The 23086-nt window shown below is 67.4% G+C and carries 44 protein-coding genes; 40 read left to right on the top strand and 4 right to left on the bottom strand.

The annotated features are described in order from the left end of the window. Window positions 1-61: 61 nt before the first annotated feature. From Q0A34_RS10080 to Q0A34_RS10070, 3 genes are read right to left on the bottom strand one after another with little or no spacing between them, the layout of a single operon-like run. Window positions 62-958, bottom strand: coding sequence for a hypothetical protein (locus tag Q0A34_RS10080; RefSeq protein WP_291479865.1), 897 nt, complete (start codon window positions 956-958; stop codon window positions 62-64). Continuing rightward, window positions 958-1338 (bottom strand): ImmA/IrrE family metallo-endopeptidase, encoded by a 381-nt coding sequence (locus tag Q0A34_RS10075; RefSeq protein WP_291479864.1) that lies wholly within the window; start codon window positions 1336-1338, stop codon window positions 958-960. The genes Q0A34_RS10080 and Q0A34_RS10075 overlap by 1 nt, the downstream gene beginning before the upstream one ends. 3 nt (window positions 1339-1341) lie before the next feature. Continuing rightward, the gene (locus Q0A34_RS10070; RefSeq protein ID WP_291479863.1) at window positions 1342-1875 is read right to left on the bottom strand and encodes a helix-turn-helix transcriptional regulator; all 534 of its coding nucleotides are present in this window, start codon (window positions 1873-1875) and stop codon (window positions 1342-1344) included. A 168-nt stretch (window positions 1876-2043) separates the two neighbouring features. Here Q0A34_RS10070 and Q0A34_RS10065 point away from each other — a divergent pair, with 168 nt between their 5' ends. The 17 genes from Q0A34_RS10065 (at window position 2044) to Q0A34_RS09985 (ending at window position 9045) form a co-directional block, all read left to right on the top strand. Next, window positions 2044-2286 carry a hypothetical protein gene (locus tag Q0A34_RS10065; RefSeq protein ID WP_291479862.1) on the top strand — a complete coding sequence of 81 codons (243 nt, stop codon included), beginning with the start codon at window positions 2044-2046 and terminating at the stop codon, window positions 2284-2286. Window positions 2287-2771: 485 nt separating this feature from the next. Beyond that, a complete protein-coding gene (locus Q0A34_RS10060) occupies window positions 2772-3029 on the top strand; it encodes a hypothetical protein (protein WP_291479861.1) in 258 nt (85 codons plus the stop codon). Further along, complete coding sequence (locus tag Q0A34_RS10055; RefSeq protein ID WP_291479860.1) at window positions 3026-3379, top strand: helix-turn-helix transcriptional regulator; 354 nt, start codon at window positions 3026-3028, stop codon at window positions 3377-3379. The genes Q0A34_RS10060 and Q0A34_RS10055 overlap by 4 nt, the downstream gene beginning before the upstream one ends. Continuing rightward, a complete protein-coding gene (locus Q0A34_RS10050) occupies window positions 3366-3605 on the top strand; it encodes a hypothetical protein (protein WP_291479859.1) in 240 nt (79 codons plus the stop codon). Before Q0A34_RS10055 ends, Q0A34_RS10050 begins: the two co-directional genes overlap by 14 nt. Then, window positions 3602-3907, top strand: coding sequence for a hypothetical protein (locus Q0A34_RS10045; protein WP_291479858.1), 306 nt, complete (start codon window positions 3602-3604; stop codon window positions 3905-3907). Before Q0A34_RS10050 ends, Q0A34_RS10045 begins: the two co-directional genes overlap by 4 nt. Next, complete coding sequence (locus Q0A34_RS10040) at window positions 3904-4239, top strand: hypothetical protein (protein ID WP_291479857.1); 336 nt, start codon at window positions 3904-3906, stop codon at window positions 4237-4239. The genes Q0A34_RS10045 and Q0A34_RS10040 overlap by 4 nt, the downstream gene beginning before the upstream one ends. Continuing rightward, on the top strand, window positions 4236-4457 hold the full coding sequence (locus Q0A34_RS10035) for a hypothetical protein (RefSeq protein ID WP_291479856.1): 222 nt from the start codon (window positions 4236-4238) through the stop codon (window positions 4455-4457). Before Q0A34_RS10040 ends, Q0A34_RS10035 begins: the two co-directional genes overlap by 4 nt. Then, complete coding sequence (locus Q0A34_RS10030; RefSeq protein ID WP_291479855.1) at window positions 4454-4666, top strand: hypothetical protein; 213 nt, start codon at window positions 4454-4456, stop codon at window positions 4664-4666. The genes Q0A34_RS10035 and Q0A34_RS10030 overlap by 4 nt, the downstream gene beginning before the upstream one ends. Further along, complete coding sequence (locus Q0A34_RS10025) at window positions 4663-5445, top strand: hypothetical protein (RefSeq protein ID WP_291479854.1); 783 nt, start codon at window positions 4663-4665, stop codon at window positions 5443-5445. The genes Q0A34_RS10030 and Q0A34_RS10025 overlap by 4 nt, the downstream gene beginning before the upstream one ends. Before the next feature lies 1 nt (window position 5446). Continuing rightward, a complete protein-coding gene (locus tag Q0A34_RS10020; protein WP_291479853.1) occupies window positions 5447-6007 on the top strand; it encodes a single-stranded DNA-binding protein in 561 nt (186 codons plus the stop codon). Between the two features lie 203 nt (window positions 6008-6210). Then, on the top strand, window positions 6211-7233 hold the full coding sequence (locus Q0A34_RS10015; protein ID WP_291479852.1) for a helix-turn-helix domain-containing protein: 1023 nt from the start codon (window positions 6211-6213) through the stop codon (window positions 7231-7233). Next, window positions 7230-7487, top strand: coding sequence for a hypothetical protein (locus Q0A34_RS10010; protein ID WP_291479851.1), 258 nt, complete (start codon window positions 7230-7232; stop codon window positions 7485-7487). Before Q0A34_RS10015 ends, Q0A34_RS10010 begins: the two co-directional genes overlap by 4 nt. Then, complete coding sequence (locus Q0A34_RS10005) at window positions 7484-7867, top strand: hypothetical protein (protein WP_291479850.1); 384 nt, start codon at window positions 7484-7486, stop codon at window positions 7865-7867. Before Q0A34_RS10010 ends, Q0A34_RS10005 begins: the two co-directional genes overlap by 4 nt. Beyond that, entirely contained in the window at window positions 7864-8343 is a 480-nt protein-coding gene (locus Q0A34_RS10000) for a hypothetical protein (RefSeq protein ID WP_291479849.1), read from the top strand. Before Q0A34_RS10005 ends, Q0A34_RS10000 begins: the two co-directional genes overlap by 4 nt. Further along, complete coding sequence (locus Q0A34_RS09995; RefSeq protein WP_291479848.1) at window positions 8340-8480, top strand: hypothetical protein; 141 nt, start codon at window positions 8340-8342, stop codon at window positions 8478-8480. The genes Q0A34_RS10000 and Q0A34_RS09995 overlap by 4 nt, the downstream gene beginning before the upstream one ends. Further along, window positions 8477-8821 (top strand): hypothetical protein, encoded by a 345-nt coding sequence (locus tag Q0A34_RS09990; protein WP_291479847.1) that lies wholly within the window; start codon window positions 8477-8479, stop codon window positions 8819-8821. The genes Q0A34_RS09995 and Q0A34_RS09990 overlap by 4 nt, the downstream gene beginning before the upstream one ends. Next, window positions 8818-9045: a hypothetical protein gene (locus tag Q0A34_RS09985; protein ID WP_291479846.1), complete on the top strand. Its 228-nt coding sequence runs from the start codon at window positions 8818-8820 to the stop codon at window positions 9043-9045. Before Q0A34_RS09990 ends, Q0A34_RS09985 begins: the two co-directional genes overlap by 4 nt. Before the next feature lie 374 nt (window positions 9046-9419). On the opposite strand, the gene Q0A34_RS09980 is transcribed toward Q0A34_RS09985, so the two are convergent. Beyond that, window positions 9420-9665 carry a hypothetical protein gene (locus tag Q0A34_RS09980; RefSeq protein WP_291479845.1) on the bottom strand — a complete coding sequence of 82 codons (246 nt, stop codon included), beginning with the start codon at window positions 9663-9665 and terminating at the stop codon, window positions 9420-9422. Between the two features lie 252 nt (window positions 9666-9917). Here Q0A34_RS09980 and Q0A34_RS09975 point away from each other — a divergent pair, with 252 nt between their 5' ends. The 23 genes from Q0A34_RS09975 (at window position 9918) to Q0A34_RS09865 (ending at window position 23034) form a co-directional block, all read left to right on the top strand. After that, window positions 9918-10382 carry a hypothetical protein gene (locus Q0A34_RS09975; RefSeq protein WP_291479844.1) on the top strand — a complete coding sequence of 155 codons (465 nt, stop codon included), beginning with the start codon at window positions 9918-9920 and terminating at the stop codon, window positions 10380-10382. A gap of 1 nt (window position 10383) precedes the next feature. Further along, a complete protein-coding gene (locus Q0A34_RS09970) occupies window positions 10384-10545 on the top strand; it encodes a hypothetical protein (protein ID WP_291479843.1) in 162 nt (53 codons plus the stop codon). Continuing rightward, window positions 10538-10765, top strand: a complete 228-nt coding sequence (locus Q0A34_RS09965; protein WP_291479842.1) for a hypothetical protein — start codon at window positions 10538-10540, stop codon at window positions 10763-10765. Before Q0A34_RS09970 ends, Q0A34_RS09965 begins: the two co-directional genes overlap by 8 nt. Then, entirely contained in the window at window positions 10758-11651 is an 894-nt protein-coding gene (locus tag Q0A34_RS09960; RefSeq protein ID WP_291479841.1) for a hypothetical protein, read from the top strand. The genes Q0A34_RS09965 and Q0A34_RS09960 overlap by 8 nt, the downstream gene beginning before the upstream one ends. Further along, complete coding sequence (locus Q0A34_RS09955) at window positions 11648-12007, top strand: hypothetical protein (protein WP_291479840.1); 360 nt, start codon at window positions 11648-11650, stop codon at window positions 12005-12007. Before Q0A34_RS09960 ends, Q0A34_RS09955 begins: the two co-directional genes overlap by 4 nt. After that, window positions 12004-12306: a hypothetical protein gene (locus Q0A34_RS09950; RefSeq protein ID WP_291479839.1), complete on the top strand. Its 303-nt coding sequence runs from the start codon at window positions 12004-12006 to the stop codon at window positions 12304-12306. The genes Q0A34_RS09955 and Q0A34_RS09950 overlap by 4 nt, the downstream gene beginning before the upstream one ends. After that, window positions 12303-12488 (top strand): hypothetical protein, encoded by a 186-nt coding sequence (locus Q0A34_RS09945; RefSeq protein ID WP_291479838.1) that lies wholly within the window; start codon window positions 12303-12305, stop codon window positions 12486-12488. The genes Q0A34_RS09950 and Q0A34_RS09945 overlap by 4 nt, the downstream gene beginning before the upstream one ends. Window positions 12489-12617: 129 nt before the next feature. Next, on the top strand, window positions 12618-13202 hold the full coding sequence (locus Q0A34_RS09940; RefSeq protein ID WP_291479837.1) for a hypothetical protein: 585 nt from the start codon (window positions 12618-12620) through the stop codon (window positions 13200-13202). 260 nt (window positions 13203-13462) lie between these two features. After that, a complete protein-coding gene (locus Q0A34_RS09935; protein ID WP_291479836.1) occupies window positions 13463-13678 on the top strand; it encodes a hypothetical protein in 216 nt (71 codons plus the stop codon). Then, a complete protein-coding gene (locus Q0A34_RS09930) occupies window positions 13671-13958 on the top strand; it encodes an HNH endonuclease (RefSeq protein ID WP_291479835.1) in 288 nt (95 codons plus the stop codon). Before Q0A34_RS09935 ends, Q0A34_RS09930 begins: the two co-directional genes overlap by 8 nt. A 162-nt stretch (window positions 13959-14120) precedes the next feature. Further along, window positions 14121-14432, top strand: a complete 312-nt coding sequence (locus Q0A34_RS09925) for a hypothetical protein (RefSeq protein WP_291479834.1) — start codon at window positions 14121-14123, stop codon at window positions 14430-14432. Window positions 14433-14435: 3 nt separating this feature from the next. After that, window positions 14436-16013, top strand: coding sequence for a terminase (locus tag Q0A34_RS09920; RefSeq protein ID WP_291479833.1), 1578 nt, complete (start codon window positions 14436-14438; stop codon window positions 16011-16013). Window positions 16014-16026: 13 nt separating this feature from the next. Next, window positions 16027-17265: a phage portal protein gene (locus Q0A34_RS09915; RefSeq protein ID WP_291479832.1), complete on the top strand. Its 1239-nt coding sequence runs from the start codon at window positions 16027-16029 to the stop codon at window positions 17263-17265. Further along, on the top strand, window positions 17262-17618 hold the full coding sequence (locus Q0A34_RS09910; RefSeq protein WP_291479831.1) for an RNase adapter RapZ: 357 nt from the start codon (window positions 17262-17264) through the stop codon (window positions 17616-17618). The genes Q0A34_RS09915 and Q0A34_RS09910 overlap by 4 nt, the downstream gene beginning before the upstream one ends. After that, window positions 17615-18754 carry an HK97 family phage prohead protease gene (locus tag Q0A34_RS09905; RefSeq protein ID WP_291479830.1) on the top strand — a complete coding sequence of 380 codons (1140 nt, stop codon included), beginning with the start codon at window positions 17615-17617 and terminating at the stop codon, window positions 18752-18754. Before Q0A34_RS09910 ends, Q0A34_RS09905 begins: the two co-directional genes overlap by 4 nt. Continuing rightward, window positions 18751-20052: a phage major capsid protein gene (locus Q0A34_RS09900; RefSeq protein WP_291479829.1), complete on the top strand. Its 1302-nt coding sequence runs from the start codon at window positions 18751-18753 to the stop codon at window positions 20050-20052. Before Q0A34_RS09905 ends, Q0A34_RS09900 begins: the two co-directional genes overlap by 4 nt. Window positions 20053-20138: 86 nt before the next feature. Then, complete coding sequence (locus Q0A34_RS09895) at window positions 20139-20573, top strand: hypothetical protein (protein WP_291479828.1); 435 nt, start codon at window positions 20139-20141, stop codon at window positions 20571-20573. Beyond that, on the top strand, window positions 20566-20730 hold the full coding sequence (locus Q0A34_RS09890) for a hypothetical protein (protein WP_291479827.1): 165 nt from the start codon (window positions 20566-20568) through the stop codon (window positions 20728-20730). Before Q0A34_RS09895 ends, Q0A34_RS09890 begins: the two co-directional genes overlap by 8 nt. A 12-nt stretch (window positions 20731-20742) precedes the next feature. Then, on the top strand, window positions 20743-21237 hold the full coding sequence (locus Q0A34_RS09885) for a hypothetical protein (RefSeq protein ID WP_291479826.1): 495 nt from the start codon (window positions 20743-20745) through the stop codon (window positions 21235-21237). After that, entirely contained in the window at window positions 21234-21590 is a 357-nt protein-coding gene (locus Q0A34_RS09880) for a hypothetical protein (RefSeq protein WP_291479825.1), read from the top strand. The genes Q0A34_RS09885 and Q0A34_RS09880 overlap by 4 nt, the downstream gene beginning before the upstream one ends. A gap of 6 nt (window positions 21591-21596) precedes the next feature. Continuing rightward, window positions 21597-21887 carry a hypothetical protein gene (locus Q0A34_RS09875; RefSeq protein ID WP_291479824.1) on the top strand — a complete coding sequence of 97 codons (291 nt, stop codon included), beginning with the start codon at window positions 21597-21599 and terminating at the stop codon, window positions 21885-21887. Further along, window positions 21884-22285 carry a hypothetical protein gene (locus Q0A34_RS09870; RefSeq protein ID WP_291479823.1) on the top strand — a complete coding sequence of 134 codons (402 nt, stop codon included), beginning with the start codon at window positions 21884-21886 and terminating at the stop codon, window positions 22283-22285. Before Q0A34_RS09875 ends, Q0A34_RS09870 begins: the two co-directional genes overlap by 4 nt. Window positions 22286-22299: 14 nt before the next feature. Then, window positions 22300-23034 carry a hypothetical protein gene (locus Q0A34_RS09865; RefSeq protein WP_291479822.1) on the top strand — a complete coding sequence of 245 codons (735 nt, stop codon included), beginning with the start codon at window positions 22300-22302 and terminating at the stop codon, window positions 23032-23034. The last annotated feature ends 52 nt before the right edge of the window (window positions 23035-23086 follow it).

Genomic DNA, 23086 nt, shown 5'->3' with positions numbered 1-23086 from the left:
ACGTGTTGGACACTCCGGCCCCCACCGCCATTGCCCGGCGGTGGGGGCCTTTTCTCGTGGTCTAGGTGTAGGGGTCGTTCTCGCGGCAGTAGGCCTCGTCGTTCGTCGCGATGCAGTCCATCCACCAGCCCTGGATCTCACCACTGGAGGGGTTGGGGTTGCCGTTCTCGTCGTGGCCGTAGCCGCACTTGTAGGCGGGGCAGGTTCCGCCGTCAGCGAAGGGGATCGTGGCGGGGTCCGGCGCGATGTCCGTGACGGCTATGGGGGTCTCGCACTCTGACGGGTCGGTGACGTAGTTATCGGTCTGCGGGCAGCGGTAGTCGCGCGCCAGGGGCTCGGCGGCTGCAGGCTCCTCTGCGGCATCCGGCGCCGGGGTCTCCGGGGTGGACGGGGTTACCTCCAGGTCCTCGATCACTTCGGAGACGTCCCAGCGGACTGGCTCGGCGCCGTCGATCATGTCCGTGGAGTAGACCATCTCCGTCGCGCCAGCGGGTGCCTCCAGAGTCACGGCTGCGCGCCGGGTCTCGCCGTCGGCGAGGTCGACGAATCCGGTGGGGTGCTCGTTGGAGCATGGCGGTTCGCCGGCCGCGATGTCCCTCGGGATCACGCTCAGCCCGTCGGGGTCGGTGAATCGGATGTCGGAGGGCCACAGGGCCTGGACGATGTCCTGTCCGGTGTTGTTCTCGACGGTGGCGAGGATCTGGAACTTCACCGCGTCGCGGGTGGGGGTGTCGCTGAACTCGCACCCGTCGGTGATGACTTCTGCATCGGAGATCGTCAGGGTGTCTCCGATGGTGACGGTGTCGCCCAGGGCGTGGAGCTCGTCGGCGTCGTTGGCCTGGGTGGTCTCGGTGGCTGGGGGAGTCGTCCCCGCCGTGTCGTCGCTGTCGCTGCTGCAGGATGCGAGCGCGAGCGTGGCGACGGCCGCGATAGCTGCGGCGCTGCGTCGTAGCTTCATCAGGATTCTCTTCTCTTGAGTGTCAGTGTGCGCCAGGTTTCGACGACGTCGCGGGTGACGCCGAGGGCCCACGCCAGCGCGCCGGGGTGGGGCCCGTAGTCTTGCTCGGCTTCCTTGTAGGCCGGCTCGCTGATGACGAGCTGTGCGGCCCAGAGGTCTGCGCGTCGTTCCAGGCGCGGATCATCCGAGTGCTCGTCCCCGTACTTCGCGTGCCCGAGCTCGTGCGCCAGGGCGGATCGCTTCGTGTAGGGGTCGAGGTCGTCTCGCAGGAGGATGACCCGGTCATCGTGCATGTAGATCGCGTTCAGGTCGCCGCGGAGCTCGTTGGTCTCGTAGATCGTCACTCCGAGCTCCTTGGCCTTGGCCTTCAACTTCTTCATGAGTTAGGGGTTTTCAGGCTCCTCGATTCGTGGGGTTCGGCGTTGAGCTGCTCCCTTCAGCTGATTCGCCTTACGGAGCACCTCATCTAGATCATGCCGGTCACTATGGACACTGGGGGTGTCGTTCTCAGGTTTATCCTGCTCACCGGAAACACCGTCGGGGGTATCTGAGGCCGGCGGGACGACGCCGAGCGCCGGGCGGGGATTGATCACCCCGGGCCCCTTGCCGAACAGGGTCGTCGACTCCATGTCGCTACGACGCTCGATCTCGTCGAACAGCTGCCGATTCGTCGCATACTTCAGCGCTTCAACGACACCGACGCCCTCGACGTCCTCGGCGTCCAGGTGCCCGGTCTGCACGAGTGCGTCCGCAGGCTTCACCCCGTGCGCGCGAGCCAGGGCGGAGACGACCTCCATGGACAGCGCACCCCGCTTCAGTTGACGGGACAGCGTGCTCTTGTCGACAGACGCCGCCTCGGCCGCCTCGGTCTGCGTCGGCGCGCCGGGAAGGGACGCGATCCATGCTCTGTAATCCATGAGTTGCATTTTGCCATATATGCCATGACTAGGCAATACGTGCCATCGAATCCCCATGTTGTGATTACGAGGTTGACATCTGCCACCAACGCATGGCATTGTTCAACCAGCGGAGGCAAAACGCCACCGACCTGCACCAGGACTCCTATGCCACGGAAAGGGGGAGACATGGATCAGCACCTCTACCGGTTCCGCGACGGAGCCCTCGACGACATCGCCCGGGCCCGGAATCTGCGCACCGAGCGGCAGCTGGCCGCCGCGCTGTGGATCAGCACCGAGGACCTCGGGGCCCTGCGGCACGGCGCACTCGTCGGTGACCCGATGCGGCTGCACATCGCGGACCTCATGGGCCACGACACGGCCCTGGGCCCGTGGCTCGAAGAGGCCGCACCAGACTCCATCGCCGTCTGACCCCTCGTCCCTGTCCGTGGGGAAGCGGGCAGGGGCACACCCGGAAGCGCAGTGCCCGACGGACTCAGCAATCCGCCGGGAGGGTGCAGATCCCTCACCGGGTACCAGGACCACACGTGTCCTCGCTGTTTGAGAACTCAATAGTGCAAGTAAGACCCAACCTTTCGCCCTACTGCCCGGAGTAGTCCGGGGACCGGCTCATGACCGGGGTAGGGCACAGGGGACGGGGCGTACTAACGCCAGGGGTCCAGCATTGCTCCTACGTCGAAAGCGTCTGACACCTGCCACGCAGAGTCGTCGCCGTAGCCAACGAAGGGGTGTCGATCCATCACCCCGGCTGTGCGCCCCAGGACCGGAAGTTTTCCCGAGAGGAGACCGCTGCGCCCCGTCCCCGTACAAACCAGCACCGCCGACGCAGTCTGCCAGGACCGTGTTCGCGTCGGCGGTGCCACCAACCCCCACCACCCACGAAAGGAGCAGAGGCTGTGGCTACCACGATAACCGCCATGATGTCGGTCCCCGACGCCGCCTACCTGCTGACCATCCCGGAGTCCACGCTATACCAACAGATCCGCGAAGGCCGCGACGACTTCGGAGGACGCAAGGACGGCCGCAAACCCCGCGTACAGACAAACAAGGTCCTCACCGCCTGCGGAATCACCCGCGCAGAGGCCACCGAACTCCTCAACGAACGCGACGAGGCCGCCACCCGCACCGCCGAGCAGCCGGAGGCAGCAGCATGAACCACGCACAGAAGATCGGGCAGTACCTCGCCTACATCCGCAAGCAGAAGGGACTGTCCCAGAGCATCGTCGCCACCGAAGCGATGTGCTCGAGCTCGTCCCTGTCCGAGATGGAGGCCGACGCCTCGAAGGCCCGCTTCAACGCGATCGCACTCTGGGCCGCCGCCCTGCGCGTCGACCTCGCCGACCTGATCGCCAAGCTCAACCGCGGGGAGGACATCATGCCGACCCCGCCGGCCCTGGAATACCACGGTCGCACCTACGTCCGCGCCGACCTTCGCGCGAGCACGGTCCTGTACGAGCCGGGGGAAAAGGTGCGAGTCACGGAGGTGTCGCATGCGACCGCATAACGACCTCCTCGACGCCATCGTCCGCCGCGGCGACGGCGACCGGGTCCACGAACCCCTCGGCCGCTACATCGAGGCACACATCGCCTGGATCGTCGCCGCCATCCTCGGCGGGGGATTCGCCGGACTGATCATCGCCCAGGCGTGGCAGGCCTGGGGCTGGGTCGGCATCACCGGCGTCGCCGCCCTGGCCGCCGTCATCATCGTCGGGCTGGTCGACCGCCCATGAGCATCCCCACCCGAGACAACCCCGCCGTGCCCGCCCCGCCCATCGTCGTCGACGAGATCCGCTCCCGCATGGACAGCCTGCTCGCCCGACGCCACGACATTGGACACGCCACCTGGAGCGAGCTCGGAGCCATCCTCCGCATCGACCCAGACACCCTCCGCAACCTCGCCACCGGCAAGCGCCGACGCATCACCGTCGCGAAACTCGACACCCTCGTCGTCGCCCTCGGACTCGTCGGCTACGTCGACGTCACCACCGGCCGCCAGCTCTACACCGCACCACGCGCCGGGGCCGTCGCATGAGCGGCTACGTCAACGTCAAGCGCAACCGCATCACAGGCCAGTGGCAGGTCGTCAGCCCCTGGGGAGCGACCAACCAGAACACCTGGGACGAGGCCATGAGCGAGGCCGACCGCCTCCGCGGCACCGTCCGGCAGGCACTCACCCGGCGCGCCGAGTACATCAGCACCTCCGACGGCACGTGTGCGTACTTCGGCTGTCACGAGCCGGGGCATCACCTGAGCCCGGGGCGGGGGTTCTGTTTCTGTCCGGAGCACGCCGCCATCGCGCAGCACGTCCTCGACAACCCCAAGGCCAGGCACAAGCACTGGCCGAAGATGAAGGGAATCGTATGAGCACCACGCCGAACTACGCAGAATTCGTCCCGCCGTCGCCGACGGCCCAGCAGGCTCTCGTCAACGCCGACCACGGCACTCGTGCGAGGGGGTCGACGGCGATCGGGTTGCAGGCGCGCGGTCTCGTGGATTCCCGTGGCCGTCCGACCGAGCTCGGGCACCGGGTCGCCAGTCACATCGAGACCCAGTGGGCGGCAAACCGGGAGCACATGGGGTGAGCGACGACTCCGACCAGTACCGCGAGTACCTCACCCACCTCGCCGACGGCATCACCTCCATCACCGCCCAGGACCGCACCGCCTCCGATGGGGCGAAGGTCCTCGCCGCCGCCGGGCTGATCCGGTGGTCCGGCGCACCGCACTCGTCCGGCTGGGCACCGACCCCGACCGGCCGGACGATCCTCACGAACTTCAGGAGAAGAACATGACCGCCCCCACACGCACCTCCGAGCTGCTCAGGTGCCCGCCCCGGCCGGGCACCGCCGAGCACGACTCCTACATCTCCGCCAGCAAGATCCCCGCGATCATGGGCGTCGACCCGCACGGGCGCACCCTCCACGACGTCTACGACCACCTGATCGACCCGCGCGACTCCCCGAGGCCCGCCGGGGAAGCCGCCAGCCGGTTCCGGTGGGGACACGCCGCTGAGGGCGCCCTTGTCGAGTACTGGGCGGGGAAGACCGGGCACGATGACGGCTACTTCGAGGAGCAGTCGTGCTACCGAAACCCGCAGCTCGAGTCGCTGCATTTCCCGCACGTCGTCACCCCGGACGCGGTGTTCCGCCCGCGGGCGCCGAGACCCCACGGGCCCGACAACCGCGTATTCTCCGACGACCCCCGCGCCTGCCACATCGTCGAGGCCAAGACCGGCCCGCTCCTGGGGCTCCTCGTTCCCGCCGCCGACGGGCCCGGCATCCCGGTCGCCGACGCCGCCCAGGTGCTGACCCAGATGGGTGTCATCGGGTCCCCGCTCGGCTGGGTCGTCCGCACACCGGCCAGCCGCTGGGGAGTCCCGGAGATCTCCCGGGTCGCCTGGAGCAATGACGCTTGGGAGCTGATCGTCACCACCTGCGCGCACCTCTGGGACATCGTCCAGGAGACCCGCACCACCTCCGACGAGCACTACGACCCCGGCGTCGAGCTGGACGCCCTCGCCGAGCGCATCGACGGCAACCTCGCCACCATCCTCCTGCGCGAGGGGGTCTGACATGGCACAGGGAGACACACCCATCACCCTCGTCGGCAACCTCGTCGACGACCCGGAGTTGCGCTACACCCCGTCCGGCGCCGCCGTGGCGAACTTCCGCGTCGCCTCCACGCCGCGCCGGTTCGACTCCCACACCAACCAGTGGGTCGACGGCGAAGCACTCTTCCTCGCCTGCAACATCTGGCGCGCCGCCGCCGAGAACGTCGCCAACTCCCTCACCAAGGGAGACCGCGTCATCGTCACCGGCCGACTGCGCCAGCGCTCCTACGACACCCGCGAAGGCGAGAAACGCACCGTCTTCGAGGTCCAGGTCGACGAGGTCGGCCCCTCACTCCGATATGCCACCTGCCTCACCGAAAAGAACCCCCGAAATAACAACTTCGCAGGTCAGGGCCACAACCAGAGCAATCAGGCCAGCAACCACCGAAACAACCAGAACAACGGCGCGCCGGGTGGTCAGCAGGGCGGTTTCGGCAATCAGAACGCCCCGGACGACGACCCGTGGAACTCCGCACCACCGCAGGGGAGCGGCTTCGACGGCGGCGAAGACCCGCCTTTTTGAGACATGGCGCGCATAATCTCCCGCCCCGTCCATGACGGGCGACGGCACCCGCACCGGCACCAGCGCGAGTTCACCCCGCGTGACGTCGCCGCCTGGTTCGGATGCCCCACCTGCCAGCGCGGCCGGCCCCTGGTCCTCACCAGGACGTCCGCTACCGCGATATCCACCATCCTCACGACACTCACGAAAGGAGGTACCTCGACATGAGCCTCAAGGTCACGACCTGGGTCATGGAGAACGCCGACGTGAAGAACCACGGCGAACTCGCCGTGCTCTACGCCTTGGCCGACCGCGCCCACGACGACGGCACGTGCGCCTGGCCATCCCAAGCCTGGATCGCGTACCGGGCCCGGTGCTCGACCCGGACCGTCCGGACACACCTGCAGAGCATGGAGAGCCGCGGAGTCATCCGCCGAGGCGACCAGCGCATCGTCGGGCACCTCGATCCGCGATACCGACCTGTCGTCTGGGACATCGATCTGACCGTCTGTAGAGCCGACGAAGAGCCTGCAAAACCTTCCTCCCTGGCGACGAAATCCAGGGCGGAAAGTTTTGCACCAGGGCGGAAGAACTCAGCATCCAGACCGGAAGATTCTGACATCCAGACCGGAAAATCTGAGCAGTCAGGCCGGAAGGGGGTTTCCGACAAACCATCCCTAGAACCATCCCTAGAACCATCCCTAGAACCATCCAGAGAAGGGGAGGGGAAGACGGGGGAGGGATCGTTACGGTCTGGAGCGCCCGCGAGCGAATCGACCCCACCCCCCGACATCCCCGCCGAGTGGATCGCTGACCCGAGGCGGGCCCGCTGCGCGGCCCACGCCGGAGTCGACACCCCGCCGCCGTGCCGAGGCTGTGCGACCACCCGGCACACCGCCGAGGCAGTCCGGGACGACAACCGCCGCCGCGCCGCCGAAGCCGAGGAGCGTCGTCGTGCCGAGCGTGACGCCTGCGCCCTGTGCGACGACAACGGCATGGCGACGTCCGATGCCGGTCTGATGCGCTGCCCACACGACGAGCACGCACTCGCCGAGGCCGTGAGCGCCGCTCTCGCCGCCTCAGAGACCGAATCCGACCACGACCCTGCAGACGAGCCCGCCGGGCCGTCTCCGGCGCTACAGGCGTGGCGCAGACGCCGTGAGAACCGAACCGTGCGCTTCGACGGCAAGCACTTGATGCCGGCGATCGACCATGACCCCAACGAGCCGATGAGAGGTAGCGCATGACCTTCGGAGACATGTTCTTCCAGGACAAACCGCCCAGCAAGAAGTCCCGAGTGCGCAGGGAAGTCATCCAGGTGCCCGTGCACGCCAGGTTCACCGGCATGTTCGGGAAGCCCTCGGATGAATACCGCCTGGCCTGGACGGTGTACGAACCGGGGAAGGAGGTCATGTGCGCAGCGATGGGCAATTACTCCGACGCCATGCTCTACGCCCAGGTCGTGGCCCGCCGGCACCTGGCGAAGCGGTGGTCAGCATGACGACCTGGACGATGCCGCTGTCCTACGACAAACCCCCGCTGTCGCTCAACGACCGCGGACACTGGGCGAAGGCACAACCGCACCGCTACGGTCTGCGCGCTGAGGCCCACCAGCGGGCCCGCTCCATGGGGATCCCGCAGGGCCTGGAGCACATCACCACCCGGCTGCACTACGTCGCACCGGACGGCCGCCGCCGCGACGAGGACAACCTGCTCGCCACGGCGAAACCGCTCTGGGACGGCCTGGTCGATGCAGGGGTCGTCGCCGACGACACCAGCGAGTACATGACCAAGCTCATGCCGCGGATCCACCCGAAGGACACACAGGGGCCGGCCGCTCTCTGGCTGGTCATCAGCGACGAGAGGGGAGTGGACCTGTGACCCCTCACCTGCGCCCTGGACTGACCGACGCCGTTCTCGGCGCCCACGACGCCCTCCGGCACGCCACCGCCCGCACGGTCTACGACGACGGACGACGACTCGGGCCGGTCCTCGGCGATGTCTTCGTGGCCCCGGCCGGCAGCGCCGACCGCAGCGACTTCCGCCAGCTCGGGCGCCTGGACCCCGACGGCGTCCCCGTCGAGCCCGACGTACCCGACCCCTCGAAGCTATGGCGCGACGCCCCGACGATCGACGTCGCCGACACCTACGAGACGACCATCACGCTGCACCCGGCCGACCCCCCGAAGAACTTCCTGAACATCATACTCGGCGTCCCCGCCGGATGGCTCGTCTTCCGAGGCGAATACTCCGGCCTCTGGTGGTCCGTCCCCGACGACGACCACTGCGACGGCGATCTGTTCGACACCTACCGCGAGGCCGTGGACTACGCCCTCGAGAAAGCGAGACACCCGTGAGCAACCACCACCACCAGAAGAACTGCCCCGGCTGCGGCCGGTACACCACCGGGCACGCCACCTACGACACCAACGGCGTCGAGACGTGGCACTGGCGCTGCCTCACCTGCGACATCGACGGGAAGGTCAAGGCATGAACACCGGCGAGCCCGACCCCTCCACACTCTCCACCGAACCGGTCCTGGTGCTCAAGGCCTACCGCAAGACCGACGCCTTCACCCAGCTCGTCGGAGGCGATCACTTCGCCGCCAAGGTCGAGTCCATCGACTGCAGCAAGATGTCCGCCCTGGTCATCCTCGCCGAAGCACTGGGTGAGATCGCCCAGGAGGAGGTCGGCGCCATCGACTGCGCCGACAACCCCACCAAGGAGCAGGCACGCGACCGACTCCTGCAGATCCTGACGCTGCCGGCAGAGGCTCTCTCCGCCGCCCAGGCACAGCACTTCGCACGCAACACCAACTCCCAGGAGGACCAGTGAACACCCACGACAACCTGCACGACCCGGTCGTCATCGACGACGACGGCATCACCGTCGACGGCAAGCCCCTGCTCGTCGAGAAAGACAGCGTCAGCGTCCTGCAGGACTACGAGCACGGGCTGACCTTCGTCACGCTCACGCTGATCACCGACAACCTCACCGTCGCCACGGACAGCCAGCGAGCCCGGGAACAACTCACCGTGCGGGGGAGTGCACAGGCATGACCCACCGATTCCGCACCGCGCATTGCCCGGTCCCCGGCTGTGACCGCGGCCCCGGCACCAAGGGGCACCGAACCCGACACGCCGGCACCGACTTGTGCCTGCCGCACCGTGCGGCCGAACACACCCCACCCATCCGGTCGAAACACGACCTCGACGCCCTTCTGGAGCACTCATGAGCGACCTGCCCGACACCAGCGTCCCGGACGGCGTCGGCCGCATCACCGGCGCGATCGACTGGTCCCCGCTGTGTGAGTGGATCCGCGAGCTCTTGGAAACGATCTGCACATGAGCCGATTCCGCCCGCAGCCCGTCCACCGCCTGCCGTGGCGTATCCGCGCCGCCCGCTGGCTGGTGGGCTGGCACATCCCCCGTGATCACCGCCGCTGCTGAGGCCGAGCCAGGGGAGTGCGGTCGAGGTCCCGGACCCGCACCGGCACCGTCGGCCACGACACCCCGTCATCCTCGACCGTGCCGTCGCACTGACCGCACTCCCAGACCCGGCGGCTCCGGCGGCCCTCGCCGCCGGTGCGCATCGGCCGGCAGGCGCCCTGCTCCGCCCACGAGTGCCCCGCCGGGCACGCATCCGGGTGGGTCTCCGCCCACACCACACGATCATCCATCGAATACACGTTCGATACACTACCCCGAGAGGACACCATGAGCCGCCTACTCATAATCGAGACCACCCGCTTCGACTGGACCGACGACCAGGATCCCACCGTCCGCGCCTTCACGAATGTCCGAGTCACCTGGAGACGACGCCATGCCCGACGGCTCATTGGCCGCGCAAACCGCCGCGGACACACTGTCGTCATCCGCGATCTCAACACCTCTGACATCCTCCGAGTCCTCGACAAACTCCAGGACGAGCCATGAACGGAACCGACTTCGTCCTGATCGCTCTGATCTGCGGCTACTTCACCAGCATCATCCGACAGTCGTGGCTCTCCACCCGCATCGACGACCTCAAACACGACAACGACCGCCTCCGCTGGGACGTCGAGCGAGACGTCGAGACGCTGGAAACCCAGATCGCCCGCGAGGCCGGCAACCGCCGCTCCACATGCACCCAGTGGCACAGGGAAGTGAACACCCGCCTGTGGACCCTCGAGAACCAGCACGACACCCCCACGGACGCACACGAGGACCTGGACGTCCCTGACACCGACGCACAGCCCATCCCAGACAAGGAGACCACCCCATGCCCGACCACATCCGCGACGCCCTCACCCGCATCGGAAACACCATCCGGTGCACAGCCCGAGACCTCCTCCGACGCACCCGGCGCGCCGGGAGTGCCGGTATCCCGGGCGACGTCTACCGGGACAGGTGAGTGATATGAATTCGACGATTCTGGGTCTCATTGCGGTAGTGGCGGGCGTTGTTTCGCTGGTGCTGTCTGATGCTTCGGCGATGACGGCCATGAGTGCTTCGGCGGGAATCGCTGCTGGGGGGTTCGTCGTCGGGTCGGACTTCGAGAGGTGGAGTCGCGATGCCTGACTGGCACGGCCGGAATCGCCGTCCGCTGCGTGGAAGTGCTGAGTGGAACCTGCGGGGAGCGATTCACAAGATCATCCGCACCAACGGTGGCGGGGTCCAGGTCCTCGCTGTCGACAAGCTCGGCAACATCGTCACGATCAACATGCCCGCATGGCAGGCCAAGAACGCAGCCGACGCGCTGGCTGCCGCCGCGAAATCGAAGGAGTCCCCTGATGACTGACCAGACCCCCGTGACCGACGACGACCGGACCGCGTACCGCTGGGCGGAGACGCACCAGAACGACACGTACGAAACCCTCGCCGCCGTGTCCCGCTCCATCCTCACCCACGTCCCCGCCCCGCCGAAGAGTCTCGCCGAGCAGATGCTGGACATTGCGGGAGGCATCTCGTCCGACTTCGGCGCATACGCCGACGACCTGAACGCCCTCGCTGATCGTGTGGACGCCGTTGCGAAGGACAGCCGCGAGAACGCCAGTAAGGCTGATCAGTGGGAGGTAACCGCCAAACGCCTCACCCGCGAGCGAGACGAGGCCCGCGCCGAGCGCGACGACTTGCAGGACATAGTGGACGGCTCCGCAGCCGACCTACAGCAGCGTGACGACGAGATCGAACGACTCAACGCCGAGGTCGAGCGGCTGCAAGAGAAGGACGAAGCCCGAAAGGACGAGCTCCACAAGTACCGCGAGATCCGGAAGCACCAGCGCGACGAACTCGCCCGACTCAACGCCGAGGTGGAAGCCATCCGCAACGCCCTTCTGTACGACGGAGGGTCGCTGCCGCCGGGGATGACCGTCGCTGAGGCGGTGGAACACCTCTCCAGGACCTTCGACCGTCTCAACCCCGACCTACTCGCCGCGGATCGGGCCCCCGTCACTGCATCGAGTGCCACTCTTCCCGACCCCGCCGACGTGCCGACTGCGCAGCCGTGGCTGGTGCGCGACGACCAGGGACTCTGCCTGGGACTGCGGTGCGAACCGAAGAGAGTGGCATCGTGGTATCTGCTCCGTGTGCGTAACGGTGTCCCCCGGTGGTGTATCGATGACGACGTGACCCTCGTCCGACCCATCGACCTCGACGGCCTGGACATCAACGAGGTGACGGCATGACCCGCATCGACAAGGCTATGCAGTGCATCCTCGACGCCGAGGAAAAGTACCGGGGCCACAACTGCGACATCTACCCGGACGACCTCCGCCGGTGGCTGCACGCCCTCGCGGACGCCGGACTGCTCGCCCCCGACCCGCAGATCATCCGCACGCCCGCCGAACTCGAAGCACTCGACCCGGACACGCTGATCCAGCCGCCGCTCACCGCGTTCAGTGAGTGGCCCCAGATCATCACCGCCGCAGTACTCCTGGGCGCCATCCGCACATGGGAAGGTCCGTGGCTCCCCGCCGTGAAGGTGGCAGAGGGTGCACACCTCCGCGCCTGCCGGGAAGCACTCGAAGGAGAGGAAGGATGACGCCCGAGGAAGCGCAGAAGGTCCAGGACGCTAGGCTCGCCGCCGGGTGGGACTGGTGCCCCGACGACATGCACGACTCCCTCGAAGAGGACATGGCCGCCACCATCGCCGCACTCCGGTGGGAATACAACCACCAGTACCGGGCACCCGGAGTGGCCCGCTGGCGAAACCAGACATGGGAACCCACCCCCGAGCGAGCCCGCACCCGCCGCCCGTACTTCTGGGCAACCAACCCATACGACGTGGAGTACCGCCTTGTCCGCCGACTCGTCGGCCCCGTGGAAGTGGTGGAGGAGTGAGCTGGAAACAAGACGCCATGACCTGGCTGCTCATGGCGGCCCCACTCTTCACCATCGGCCTCATCGCCCAAAACCTCATCGTCATCGCCCTCACACTCGTCGCCGTCGGTGCCTCATACATCCGGGGCTACTGCATCAGCCGAGACGTCCATGACGTCGAGACCCCGACGCTCCGGACATGACGAAACCCCGCCTCCTGTTCGCAGCAAGAGACGGGGTGGCAGGTAGCAGGCTACCGGCGAGATGCTTTCGGCAAGCAGCCCCATCGTACCCCACCACCACCCTGGGCCTATCGCGCCGGGAAGGACTGCATGACACCTGATGACCTGCGTGACGTCCTGCGTCGTCTCGCTGATCACATCCACACCATCCGCGAGGATCTCCAGGACTCGGGACTGCCTCCGGCATCGGGCACCAGCTCGGGTGCGCGGTCGAAGGCGCCCGGCCCTCGGGACCCCTGCAACCTGACCAGTCTGAGCCGCATGGTCGAGGACGTCGAGGCCAAGGTCTGGGGCTGGTGCGTCAACCTGTCCGAGGACCTGTCGCTGCGGCTGGTCGACCACCGCGGCATCCACCTGATCGAGCATGAGGCTCACGGCTCGGCATGGTGCGCGTGGCTCAACCGGCACCGGACCAAGCTGCTCGACCAGCCTTGGGCGGATGACTGTGTCGTCGAGCTGTCGGACCTGGAGGCCGAGCTGCGCGAGGAGATCCACCCCGCGCCGGCCGCGCGGGCTGTCGACATGCCGAGCATCGTCACCGTCGACTACCTCGTTGCTCGTGGGTTCAAGGCTGCCACTGTTCGGCAGTGGCGGCACCGCGGCATCCTGGTCGAGGTCGGTAGTCAGCTCATGTCCAGCGGCGAGATCGTGGCTCTCTACCGATTCATGTCGTGACCAGCTGACTTGACAGCTGTCACGCTGCCAGAGCTAGACTGTCGTCAGTGTGATGTGGACCCCGGCCACTCCCTCGACCCTCGCGGTCGGCGGTGAGTGGACCGGGGTTTCGTCATGCAGGGGCACAGGTTCTGTGTCCCGAGCAAATGGTCAGTGTGAGCAGTGGATCTATGGGGATAGGTTCGGTCAGGCACCAGCCGCGCACGAGCGTGGCTGGTGTCGATCCGTATCAACCCCCACCGAGGACGAGGAGTTCTGTCATGGCAGTACGAGTGAACATCCCGCACGCTCCGGGCGAAACGGAGAGCCGCCTCCACTCCGCGGCCGTGGACTACCGCGAGGACGATGGGCTCCTCCTGGTCCGTGGCGAGGACAGGAAGGAGCTCGCCCTGTACAACCGCGGCTGTTGGAACTCTGCCAGCATCATCGGGGACGAGAAGCGCAGCGAGTACGGCGACATCGTGAACCGTGACTGACCAATGGGGCGACAGGGCCGGCAAGGACCTCGCCCGGAAGTTCAAGGCGCACTGCCGAGAACTCGGCGCCGTCTGCTGGCTGTGTCATCAGCCGATCGCCTACGACGCCCCGGCGCAGACCTCGGACGCCTTCGAGCCCGACCACGCGGTGCCGCGCGACGTCGCCCCGGAGCTCGCCCTCGACTGGGACAACCTCCGGCCGGCGCACTGCTCGTGCAACCGAGCCCGCGGCAAGCGGGACGTGCCCCTGCCGCTCGGCCCGCAGACCCGCGCCTGGTGACCCCGGCGCGGGTAGCAGGTGTGCAGCTCGGCGGGGGAGGGGCGGTCAAAATCACGAATCGGATTTCGGGCGGCGAGTGACGTGGGGTGGAGGGGCCTCTCTCCCCGTGAGCGAAGGGGGGTCGCGCGCGGATAGAGGGATCGTCCGAGAAAGGAGGTGGGCATGTCCGACATCGAACCGGCCTACGAGGTCTCCGGCACCGAGCCGATGACGGGGAAGATGTACGCCGCGGTGAAGGCATCAATCGAGCTGGCTGACCACCTCGAGGACACCGACGCCGGTGACATCGCCCTGGCCTACGAGCTCGCCAGCGTCATCGACACGGCGGTCGACTCGGGCAATCCCGAGATGATCCACCGGGCGTCGTGCGTGCCGATGCCGACGCTGCACAAAATCCTGACCTCACTGGGGCTCAATCCGGAGGGGCGCAAGAATCTCGGCCTCGACGGCGAGGATGACGACGAGGACTGGTGACGCATGGCGGTTGTGGGAGCAACGGCCCCGCGCCTGTACACCCCGCCGCTGCGAGAGCTCACTGAGGAAACGTCGTGGGGCTACGACGTCATCTGGTTCGCGAAGAACATCCTGCGCGAGCCGCTGACTGCGTGGCAGGAGTGGCTGTCGATCCACGCGCTGGAGCTGCTGCCGCCCGAGCGGATCCGGGACCAGTACCCGGACCAGCCCGAGCTGTGGGGCGAGGAGATCCTGCGCTTCAAGACGATCCTCGTCCTGGTCGCGCGGCAGAACGGCAAGACGCACTGGGCGAAGGTGCTGCTGAAGTGGGCGCTGTTCCGCAAGCGGCTGCCGTACATCCTCGGCGCCGCCCAGACGAAGAACGATGCCTACGAGCTGTGGGAGGAGGTCGTCGACGAGTGCGAGGCACACCCGAAGCTGCGCAAGCGCATGCGCAGGACCTCCAAGGCTCACGGCTTCGAGGCGCTGCGCTCACGCACCGGGGTCTACCGGATCGCCGGACTGGACCGAAACGCCGGCCGCGGCAAGACGGTCAACATGCTCTACCTCGACGAGCTGCGCGAGCATAAGACCTGGACGGGCTGGACGGCGCTGTCGTCGACCACGATGTCACCGGTGATCGGCTTCAATGTCGCGACGTCCAACGCCGGTGACGCCCGCTCGGTCGTGCTCAAGAGCCTGCGCACCCGTTGCATCAACGCGATCAACTCCGGCGACACCGACCAGGTCACCGTCGGCATCTTCGAGTGGTCGGCCCACCCCGACTTGTCGATCGACGACCGCGAGGGGTGGGCACAGGCCAACCCCGACCTCGGGCACGGCCGCATGACCGAGCGCGACGTGAGCGCCGAGAGGGAGGGCAAAGAGGATGACGAGTTCCGCACCGAGAACCTCTGCCAGTGGGTCGAATCCCTCGACCCGGGCAAGATCCCCCCGGAGCTCTGGGATGCTCTCGCTGATCCGAACTCTCGTCCGGCTGTCGACGCCCCGATCTACTGCGGCGTCGACGTCGCCACCGAAGGAACCCACGCCCACGTCGTCATCGCCGCCCAGCGGCCCGACGGCCAGTGGCACATCGAGGTCGTCGCCTCCCGCGCCGGCTACCGATGGGTCCCCGCCTGGCTGAAGGCACGCGAGTCCACCTGGTTCTCCGGCACCGTCGGTCTTCAGGTGAAGGGCAGTCCGTCGAATGCTCTGGCTCCGCTGCTGCGCGAGGCAGGTATCGAGGTCGCCGAGTGGCAGGGCACCGACATGACGTCGAGTGTCCTGGGCTACTTCACCGCGATCCAGGAGCGCACCGTGCGCTGGCTCGGACGCGACCCCGAAGCCCCGACCACCCCGACGCTGCTCGAGGCCGCCGCCAACGGCGTCAAGGACAGGAAGTCCGGCGACACCTTCATCTGGGACCGCGACAAATCCACCGGCGACGTCACCCCGTTCGTGGCATCGAACATCGCCTGGTGGATGGGCAACCGCGTCACCGACGAGCAGGAGTCCGCCTACTCCGGCGACGACTGGGACGACGACGACCTGGACGACAACCTCGACGACTTCGACGACGGCGATCTGATGATCGTGTGAGGAGGCACCCCACATGGGACTGCTGAGCTACTTCGGGCTGCGCCCCGCACCCCTGCGCGCGCCCGAGCCCGACGAGCTCGCCGCGCCGATCTTCGCCGGCATCGCCCGCGACATCGACACGATGGGCGTCGAGCAGCTCTGGCGCGAGCAACCGCACCTACGCACCGTCACCGACTTCATCGCCCGCTCGGTCGCCAGCGTGAACCTGCACGCCTACCGGCACGACGCCGACGGCGGCCGTGAACGAGTGCGCGGGGAACCGGTCTCCTGGCTGATGAAGAAGGCGTCGCCGTCGATGCTGACCTACGACCTGATCTACCGAAGCCTGATGGACCTGTCCCTGTACGACGAGTTCATCTGGATCGTGGAGAATCACCCCGACGAGGGCTACCGGATCACGCCGATCTCGCCGACCTGGCAGATCCGCTACCGATGGCGCGACCCCTGGACGATGCGCTCGATGGTCATGACCGACCCGTCCTCCGGCGAACAGGTCGAGGTACCGGCCGAGAAGGTCGTCCGGGTCCACGGCTATGACCCGTTCACCATGAAGACCGGATCGTCACCGGTCGAAGCACTGAAGGACACGCTTCGCGAGCAACTCGAGGGGGCGGCCTACCGCTCGCAGCTCTGGAAGTCCGGCGCCCGCCTCGGCGGGGTCATCACCCGCCCACACGACGCACCGAAGTGGGACAACAAGGCCCGGGGCCGGTTCAAGGCTCAGTGGCAGTCGCAGTACACGGGCCGCGGATCCGTCGCCGGCGGCACCCCGGTCCTCGAGGACGGCATGGACTTCAAACCGGCCCACCTCAAAGCGCAGGACGAGCAGGTCGTCGACATGACCAAGCTGTCCCTGCAGACCGTCGCGTCCGTCTACCACATCAACCCGACGATGATCGGTCTGCTCGACAACGCCAACTACTCGAATGTCAGAGAGTTCCGCCGCTCGCTGTACGGCGACAACCTCGGCCCTCAGATCAAGCGCATCGAGGACGCCCTGAACCAGTGGGCCCTGCCGATCCTCGGCGTCGACGACGACATCTACGTCGAGTTCAACCTCGAGGAGAAGCTCCGCGGCAGCTTCGAGGAGAAGGCCGCGGTCACCTCGACCGCCGTCGGCGCCCCGTGGATGACCGTCAACGAAGCCAGGGGCATGAACAACCTGCCGCACATCGACGGCGGCGACGTCCTCGCCCGACCGCTGAACACCACGTTCGGCGACGAGGGCCCGGCAGGGGAGGAGGAGACATGATCACGATCATCTCCATCGGCAAGAAGTACGACCAGCCGCAGCCCTGCGACATCCACCTCGACGCCACCGAGTGGCCGACCCCACCGCCGGGATACCGCAAGCTCGACGGACGCCACGGCGTCATCCAGACCAGCGTACTCACCGGAAACCCGGTGCTGTTCTCCTACCTCCTGCTCGCCGCGCAGTTCGCCCAGCGACTCGCCCAGGAGCAGGACCAGGTCACCGTCGTCATCGAATGCTCGGAGGGCATCCACCGCTCCGTCGCCGGCGCCGAGGCCCTGCTGGCCTACATCACCGAGCTGGGGGAGGAGGGAACGGTGTTCCACCGCGACCTCGGGAGGCGAGCGTCATGACGATCCACGTAGTCGTCGGCCCGCCCGCCTCCGGGAAGTCCACGTTCGTCGAGCAGAACGCGCCGACGGGCACCCCCCGGTTCGACTTCGACCGGGTCGCGGACACCATCGCCGGCACCGAGGTGAAGCACGACGCACCTCAGCCGGTCGTCGACACCGTCCTGGCGATGCGCCGCGGACTCATGGGCTGGGCCCTCGACGCCGAGACCACCGTCGACGAGCTCTGGCTGATCAACGCCAGACCCACCGACAGCACCATCAACGCCCTGGCTGCCGCCGGGGCTCAGTTCCACCTCTGCGACCCCGGCGTCGACGAGTGCATCGCCCGCGCCGAGCGCGAAGGGCGACCCGAGCACACCATCGACCGGATCAAGCAGTGGTACGAGAACCCACCGGACCTGCCGGGGGAGAAAGGGGGTGAGTCCATGCGAGTCAAGGACATGACCGTCCAGGTCAAAGCCGACGACGCGGATGCCGGCGACGGCGAGTTCTCCGCCTACGCATCGGTGTTCGACAACATCGACTCCTACGGAGACGTCATCCGCAAGGGAGCCTTCACCAAGACGCTGGAGGACTGGGAGGCCAGCGGCAACACCATGCCGCTTCTCTACGGCCACAACTTCAGCGACCCGTTCAGCAACATCGGCGCGATCACCAAGGCCGAAGAGGACGACCACGGTCTCAAGATCAGCGCGAAGATCGACCTGGACAACCCCACCGGCGCCCAAGTCTACCGCCTGCTCAAGGAGAAACGCCTGAGCCAGATGTCCTTCGCCTTCGACGTGAAGGAAGGCGGCATGGCGGAGGTCGAAGGCGAGAGCGTCTACGAGCTCCGGGAGCTCACGCTCTACGAGTGCTCCGTCGTGCCGATCGGCGCGAACCAGGAGACCGAGATCCTCGCCGTCAAGGCGATGGCCCGGTACCTCGACGCCGCCGGAAAGGGAGCCGTCGATCAACTCCGCCAGGCGCTGTCGCCGCCCGGCGGCGGCAAGCACGACACCGACCCCGAGACCCCGGAGGACACCACGTCCCCGGGGTCTTCGCATACCCCGGACTCGTCCGAGTCCGCGGAGACCAAGGGCCGCACCAACTGGCTGCAGGCCAAATTCGCACTCCTGGAAAGGACCGCACCATGAACCTGAAGGAACAGTACGAGGCCGCAGTCAAGAAGGCCCGCGACCTCCACGCCAAGTACGGCACCGACATGACCGACGAGCAGTTCGCTGAGGTCAAGGCCGCACTCACCGAGGTCGACACCCTCGGCGAGAAGCTGAAGAAGGCCGAGGAGGAGTCCGCCACCCTCGACCGTCTGCGCTCCCTCAACCTCGACAGCGGCGCCGACGGCCGTAAGCACGACGACGAGCCCCAGGCCAAGTCCATCGGCGGCCACTTCGTGAAGTCGGCCCGCGACCTCCTGCGCGACCAGTCCTCCGGGCATCGCCTCGAGTTCAGCGCCCCCGAGTTCGACGGCACCAAGGCCGCCGACGACCCGCACAAGACCACCAACCTGTCTGACGAGTTCAACACGCTCTACGGCACCCAGGTCGAGCGCGGCATCGTCAACGCGCGCCGTGAGCGACTCGTCGCCGCCGACCTCATGGGCGCTGCCACCGTCACCCTCCCGACGATCAAGTACCTCGTCGAGAAGGCAAAGCGCATGATCGAGGGCGCGCCGGCCACCGTCGCCGAGGGCGGCCGGAAGCCGTACGTCCGCTTCGACGAGTTCGACGTCGTCACCGAGTCCCTGTCCAAGATCGCCGCGCTGACCAAGCTGTCCGACGAGATGATCGCCGACTACGGCTTCGTCGCCGACTGGATCAACCAGCAGCTGATCTACGAGCTGTCCGTGGTCGAGGAGGAGCAGCTGCTCCGCGGTGACGGCACCGGCTCCAACCTGACCGGCCTGCTGAACCGCGAGGGCCTGCAGACCTTCGACATCGACACCGATGACACGTCCGATCAGTTCGACGGGCTGTTCCGCGCGATCCAGATGATCCCGGCAGCCACGAACCTCACCGCCGATGCCTTCATGGTCAACCCGGTCGACTACGCCGAGCTGCGTCTGCACAAGGACGCCAACGGCCAGTACATCGCCGGCGGCCCCTTCGCCAACGGCCAGTACGGCGTCGGCGGTGTCCTCGTCGACCCGCCGGTCTGGGGCCTGCGCACCGTCGCCACCAACGCCGTCCCCCGCGGACGCTACGTCCTCGGCGCCTTCCGCCAGGGCGCCACCGTCCTGCGCAAGGGCGGCCTGCGCGTCGACTCCACCAACACCAACGACCTCGACTTCGAGCACAACCTCGTCACCCTCCGCGCCGAGGAGCGTCTGGGCCTCATGGTCCCGGTCCCCGCCGCCTTCGTCCAGGGCCAGCTCGGCTCCACCACCGGCGGCGGCGACAACGGCGGAGAGGGTGACGGCCAGGGGGAATCCTGACGCCGGGCACCCAGACACTGCCCGGCGCCGGGACCGTACCCACGGCCAAGCCCACGCCCAAGTCCAAGAAGAAGTAGGAGGCCACCATGGCTGAATACGACGGAACCACGTTCCGCAACGACGACCCCGACACCCCACTCGAGGCCAGCGTCCTCAACGACTGGAACTCTGCCACCGTCGACCACGGTAAGCGACTCGAGAACGTCGAAGGCTCCGCACTGACCAGCTCCTCAACGCTGGACATGCGGCAGATCGGCGAAACGACGCCGCATTCCCGCGACGTCATGCGCTCCGAGACCCCGGAACAGACCCGGGACATCATCGGTGCCGCCGCAGTCTCCGACATCCCGGACACGTCCAGCTACGCGACACAGTCCGACATCGACAGCGCTGTCGACGGCCTCGCCGCCGCCAGCGACATCCCCGACATCTCCGGCCTGGCCTCCCAGGACTCCGTCGACGCCCTCTCCGCACGACTCGACGCCCTCGAGGCAGCAGACGGCGGCGAGTCCGGTGAGTAACCGCAGGCTCTACCGCCTCGACCTCCCCGGCGGCAGCCACGTCTACCGCTACCTCACCGACGAGGCTGCCGCCCGGGACTACCCCGACGCCACCCTCGACGAGACCGAAAAGGCCCACCAGCCGATCACCGAGGCCTGGCGCCCCGAGACGAAGTAGGAGGTGATGCCGATGTCCGACCACGGCATCACCCCCGACGACGTCGCCAACGCCACCAAGCAGACCCCCACCCCCGGCCAGATCGACCGCGCCGTCGCCGCCGTCCGCTCACTCTGCGGCTGGCACGTCTGGCCCGTCCGCACCGAAACACTCCACCTCGACACCGCCGGCGACACCCTCCTCACCCTGCCCACACTGCAGGTCGAGGACGTCACCGCCGTACGCATCCACGGCGCACCCACCACCGACTACACCTGGTCCACCGACGGCCTGCTCCAGCTCCCGCGACACCGCGCCGGGCTGCGGGCAGTGGAGGTGGAGATCCGGCATGGCTTTGACAGGCCACTGGATCTGATCGGGGTGGTCGTGCAGATGATCGGCCGGGCAGCCCGCCCAGCCGAGCAGATGCAGGTCGGTGGAATCTCGGTCGGTGCGGCCCAGGGAGTCACCCCGCAGTCCTCGGAGTGGCGGGTGCTCTCCGCGTACGAGCTGGGGGCCGAGCCGTGATCTTCAGCGAGCAGGTCACCATAGTGCGCCCGGGCCGCAAGCGCGGCGACTACGGCGGCTGGGAGGACGACTGGGACAACCCGACGGAGATCCCCGTCGACTACCCGGTGTCCGTTCAGCCGCAGTCGTCACAGGACGAGGAGACGACCACAGACCGTGCCGTCACCGACTCCTACCGCCTGTACACCCCGCCACCGCACCAGCTGCCCGAGGACGTCGTCTCCGGCGACCGTCTCCGGGTCGACTCGTGGGGGATCACGCTGATATTCGACGGCAACCCTCTCCGGTGGCGCACCCAGATCCTGCCGCACACCGAGGCCGATCTCGTCCTCGTGCGCGGCGCACGGAAGTGAGGCCCCATGCCCGACAGAAACGTCGACCTGGACTACGACGAGATCTTCGCCCAGGCCAACCAGTCCACCCAGCTACGTGCCGGCGTGCGGAAAGTCGCGACCCAGGTCGCTGCCGACGCACGCCGGACGACAGCGAAGGAGGGCGGCAAGGCGACCATCACGCTGCGCGAAGCGCCGCAGCCGAACGGTCGCTATGCGATGGACGTCGTCTCCGACTCTGACGACGAGGAGTACGGCTCTACCGAGGCCAAGCGCATCCGTGCACTGCGCTCCGCCGCACGCAGGAGGACCCGATGACCGACCCGCTGAAGTGGGTGATCGGCATCGTCGGGGCCAACATCGGCGACGACATCTGGGTCGCAGACCGGATGCCCCGGCCGGACGAGCTCGAGGACAACCTGCCGGCCGTGTCGATCGACCTGCTGCCCAGCTCCGAGAGCTCGTCCTGGGGCGGATTCGGCGGCCCGATGATCGAGGGCATCGCCCTCGACATCGACGTCGTCGCCCCGTCCCGCGCTGAGGCCGTCCCGGTCGCCGACAAGGTACGGGAGATCCTGCACGCCCTACCGCACATCGAGGGGTCCGCGGTCAGCTCCGTGGAGTGCCCCCGATTCGCCACCCGCCCTGACATCTCGCCGTACGTACGGCGCATCGGTGTCGAGGCAACCATCATGACCCGCTCCGAGCGGGACTAACCCAAGGAGGAACCATGGCAGAGCAGTCTGCACTCGAAGGCTTCAAGGCCGCAGCAGCCCGCGTCGGCGTCACCGGCGCCATGCGCGTCGCCCCGCTGGGCACCAAGCCCAAGACGGACCTGAAGTCGAAGTACGACACCGAGACCTACCGCAACCTGGGATACCTGTCCCCGGACGGCGTCACGATCAACTTCGACGAGTCCACCCAGGAGTACATCCCCTGGCAGGAGATGACCGCGATCCGTCGCGACATCACCCAGTCCGTCAAGACCGTCCAGGTCACGCTGTGGCAGTTCACCAAGGAGAACGCCGCGATGTACTTCGGCGTCCCCGGCGGTGAGATCGTCGTCAACGAGGAGGACGGCACCTGGTACTTCGACGAGGGCGGCGTGCCCGAGTTCGAGCACCAGCAGGTCATCCTCGACGTCGTCGACAACAACAAGGCCATGCGCCTGACGATGTACGACGCCCAGGTCACCGAGCGCTCCGGTCTGACGATCAAGCGCGACGAGATGATCGGCCTGCAGATCACCCTGTCGGGCTACCCGGCGGGCCCGGAGTACGCCTCCGCAGGCGAGAACGGCAAGTCCCTGGAGGGCAAGACCAACCGCTGGCTGTTCTCCAACAGCTGGTCGGCGGACGGCCCCGGTGACGACGTCAACGGCGGCGACGACGGCGAGCCGACCGAGGGCCAGACCCTCGCCAGCGCGCTCACCGTCCCCAGCGAAGAGCTGACCCCGTCCAAGTGACGACCCCGGCCCCGGGAGGGACACCTGGCAGATCCGCCCGGGGCCGACCCGA

The sequence above is a fragment of the Corynebacterium sp. genome (assembly GCF_022712195.1).
Classification (GTDB): Bacteria; Actinomycetota; Actinomycetes; order Mycobacteriales; family Mycobacteriaceae; genus Corynebacterium.
Note: the sequence above shows the minus strand (reverse complement) of the source record. Positions and strands in the feature narration are given on the sequence as shown.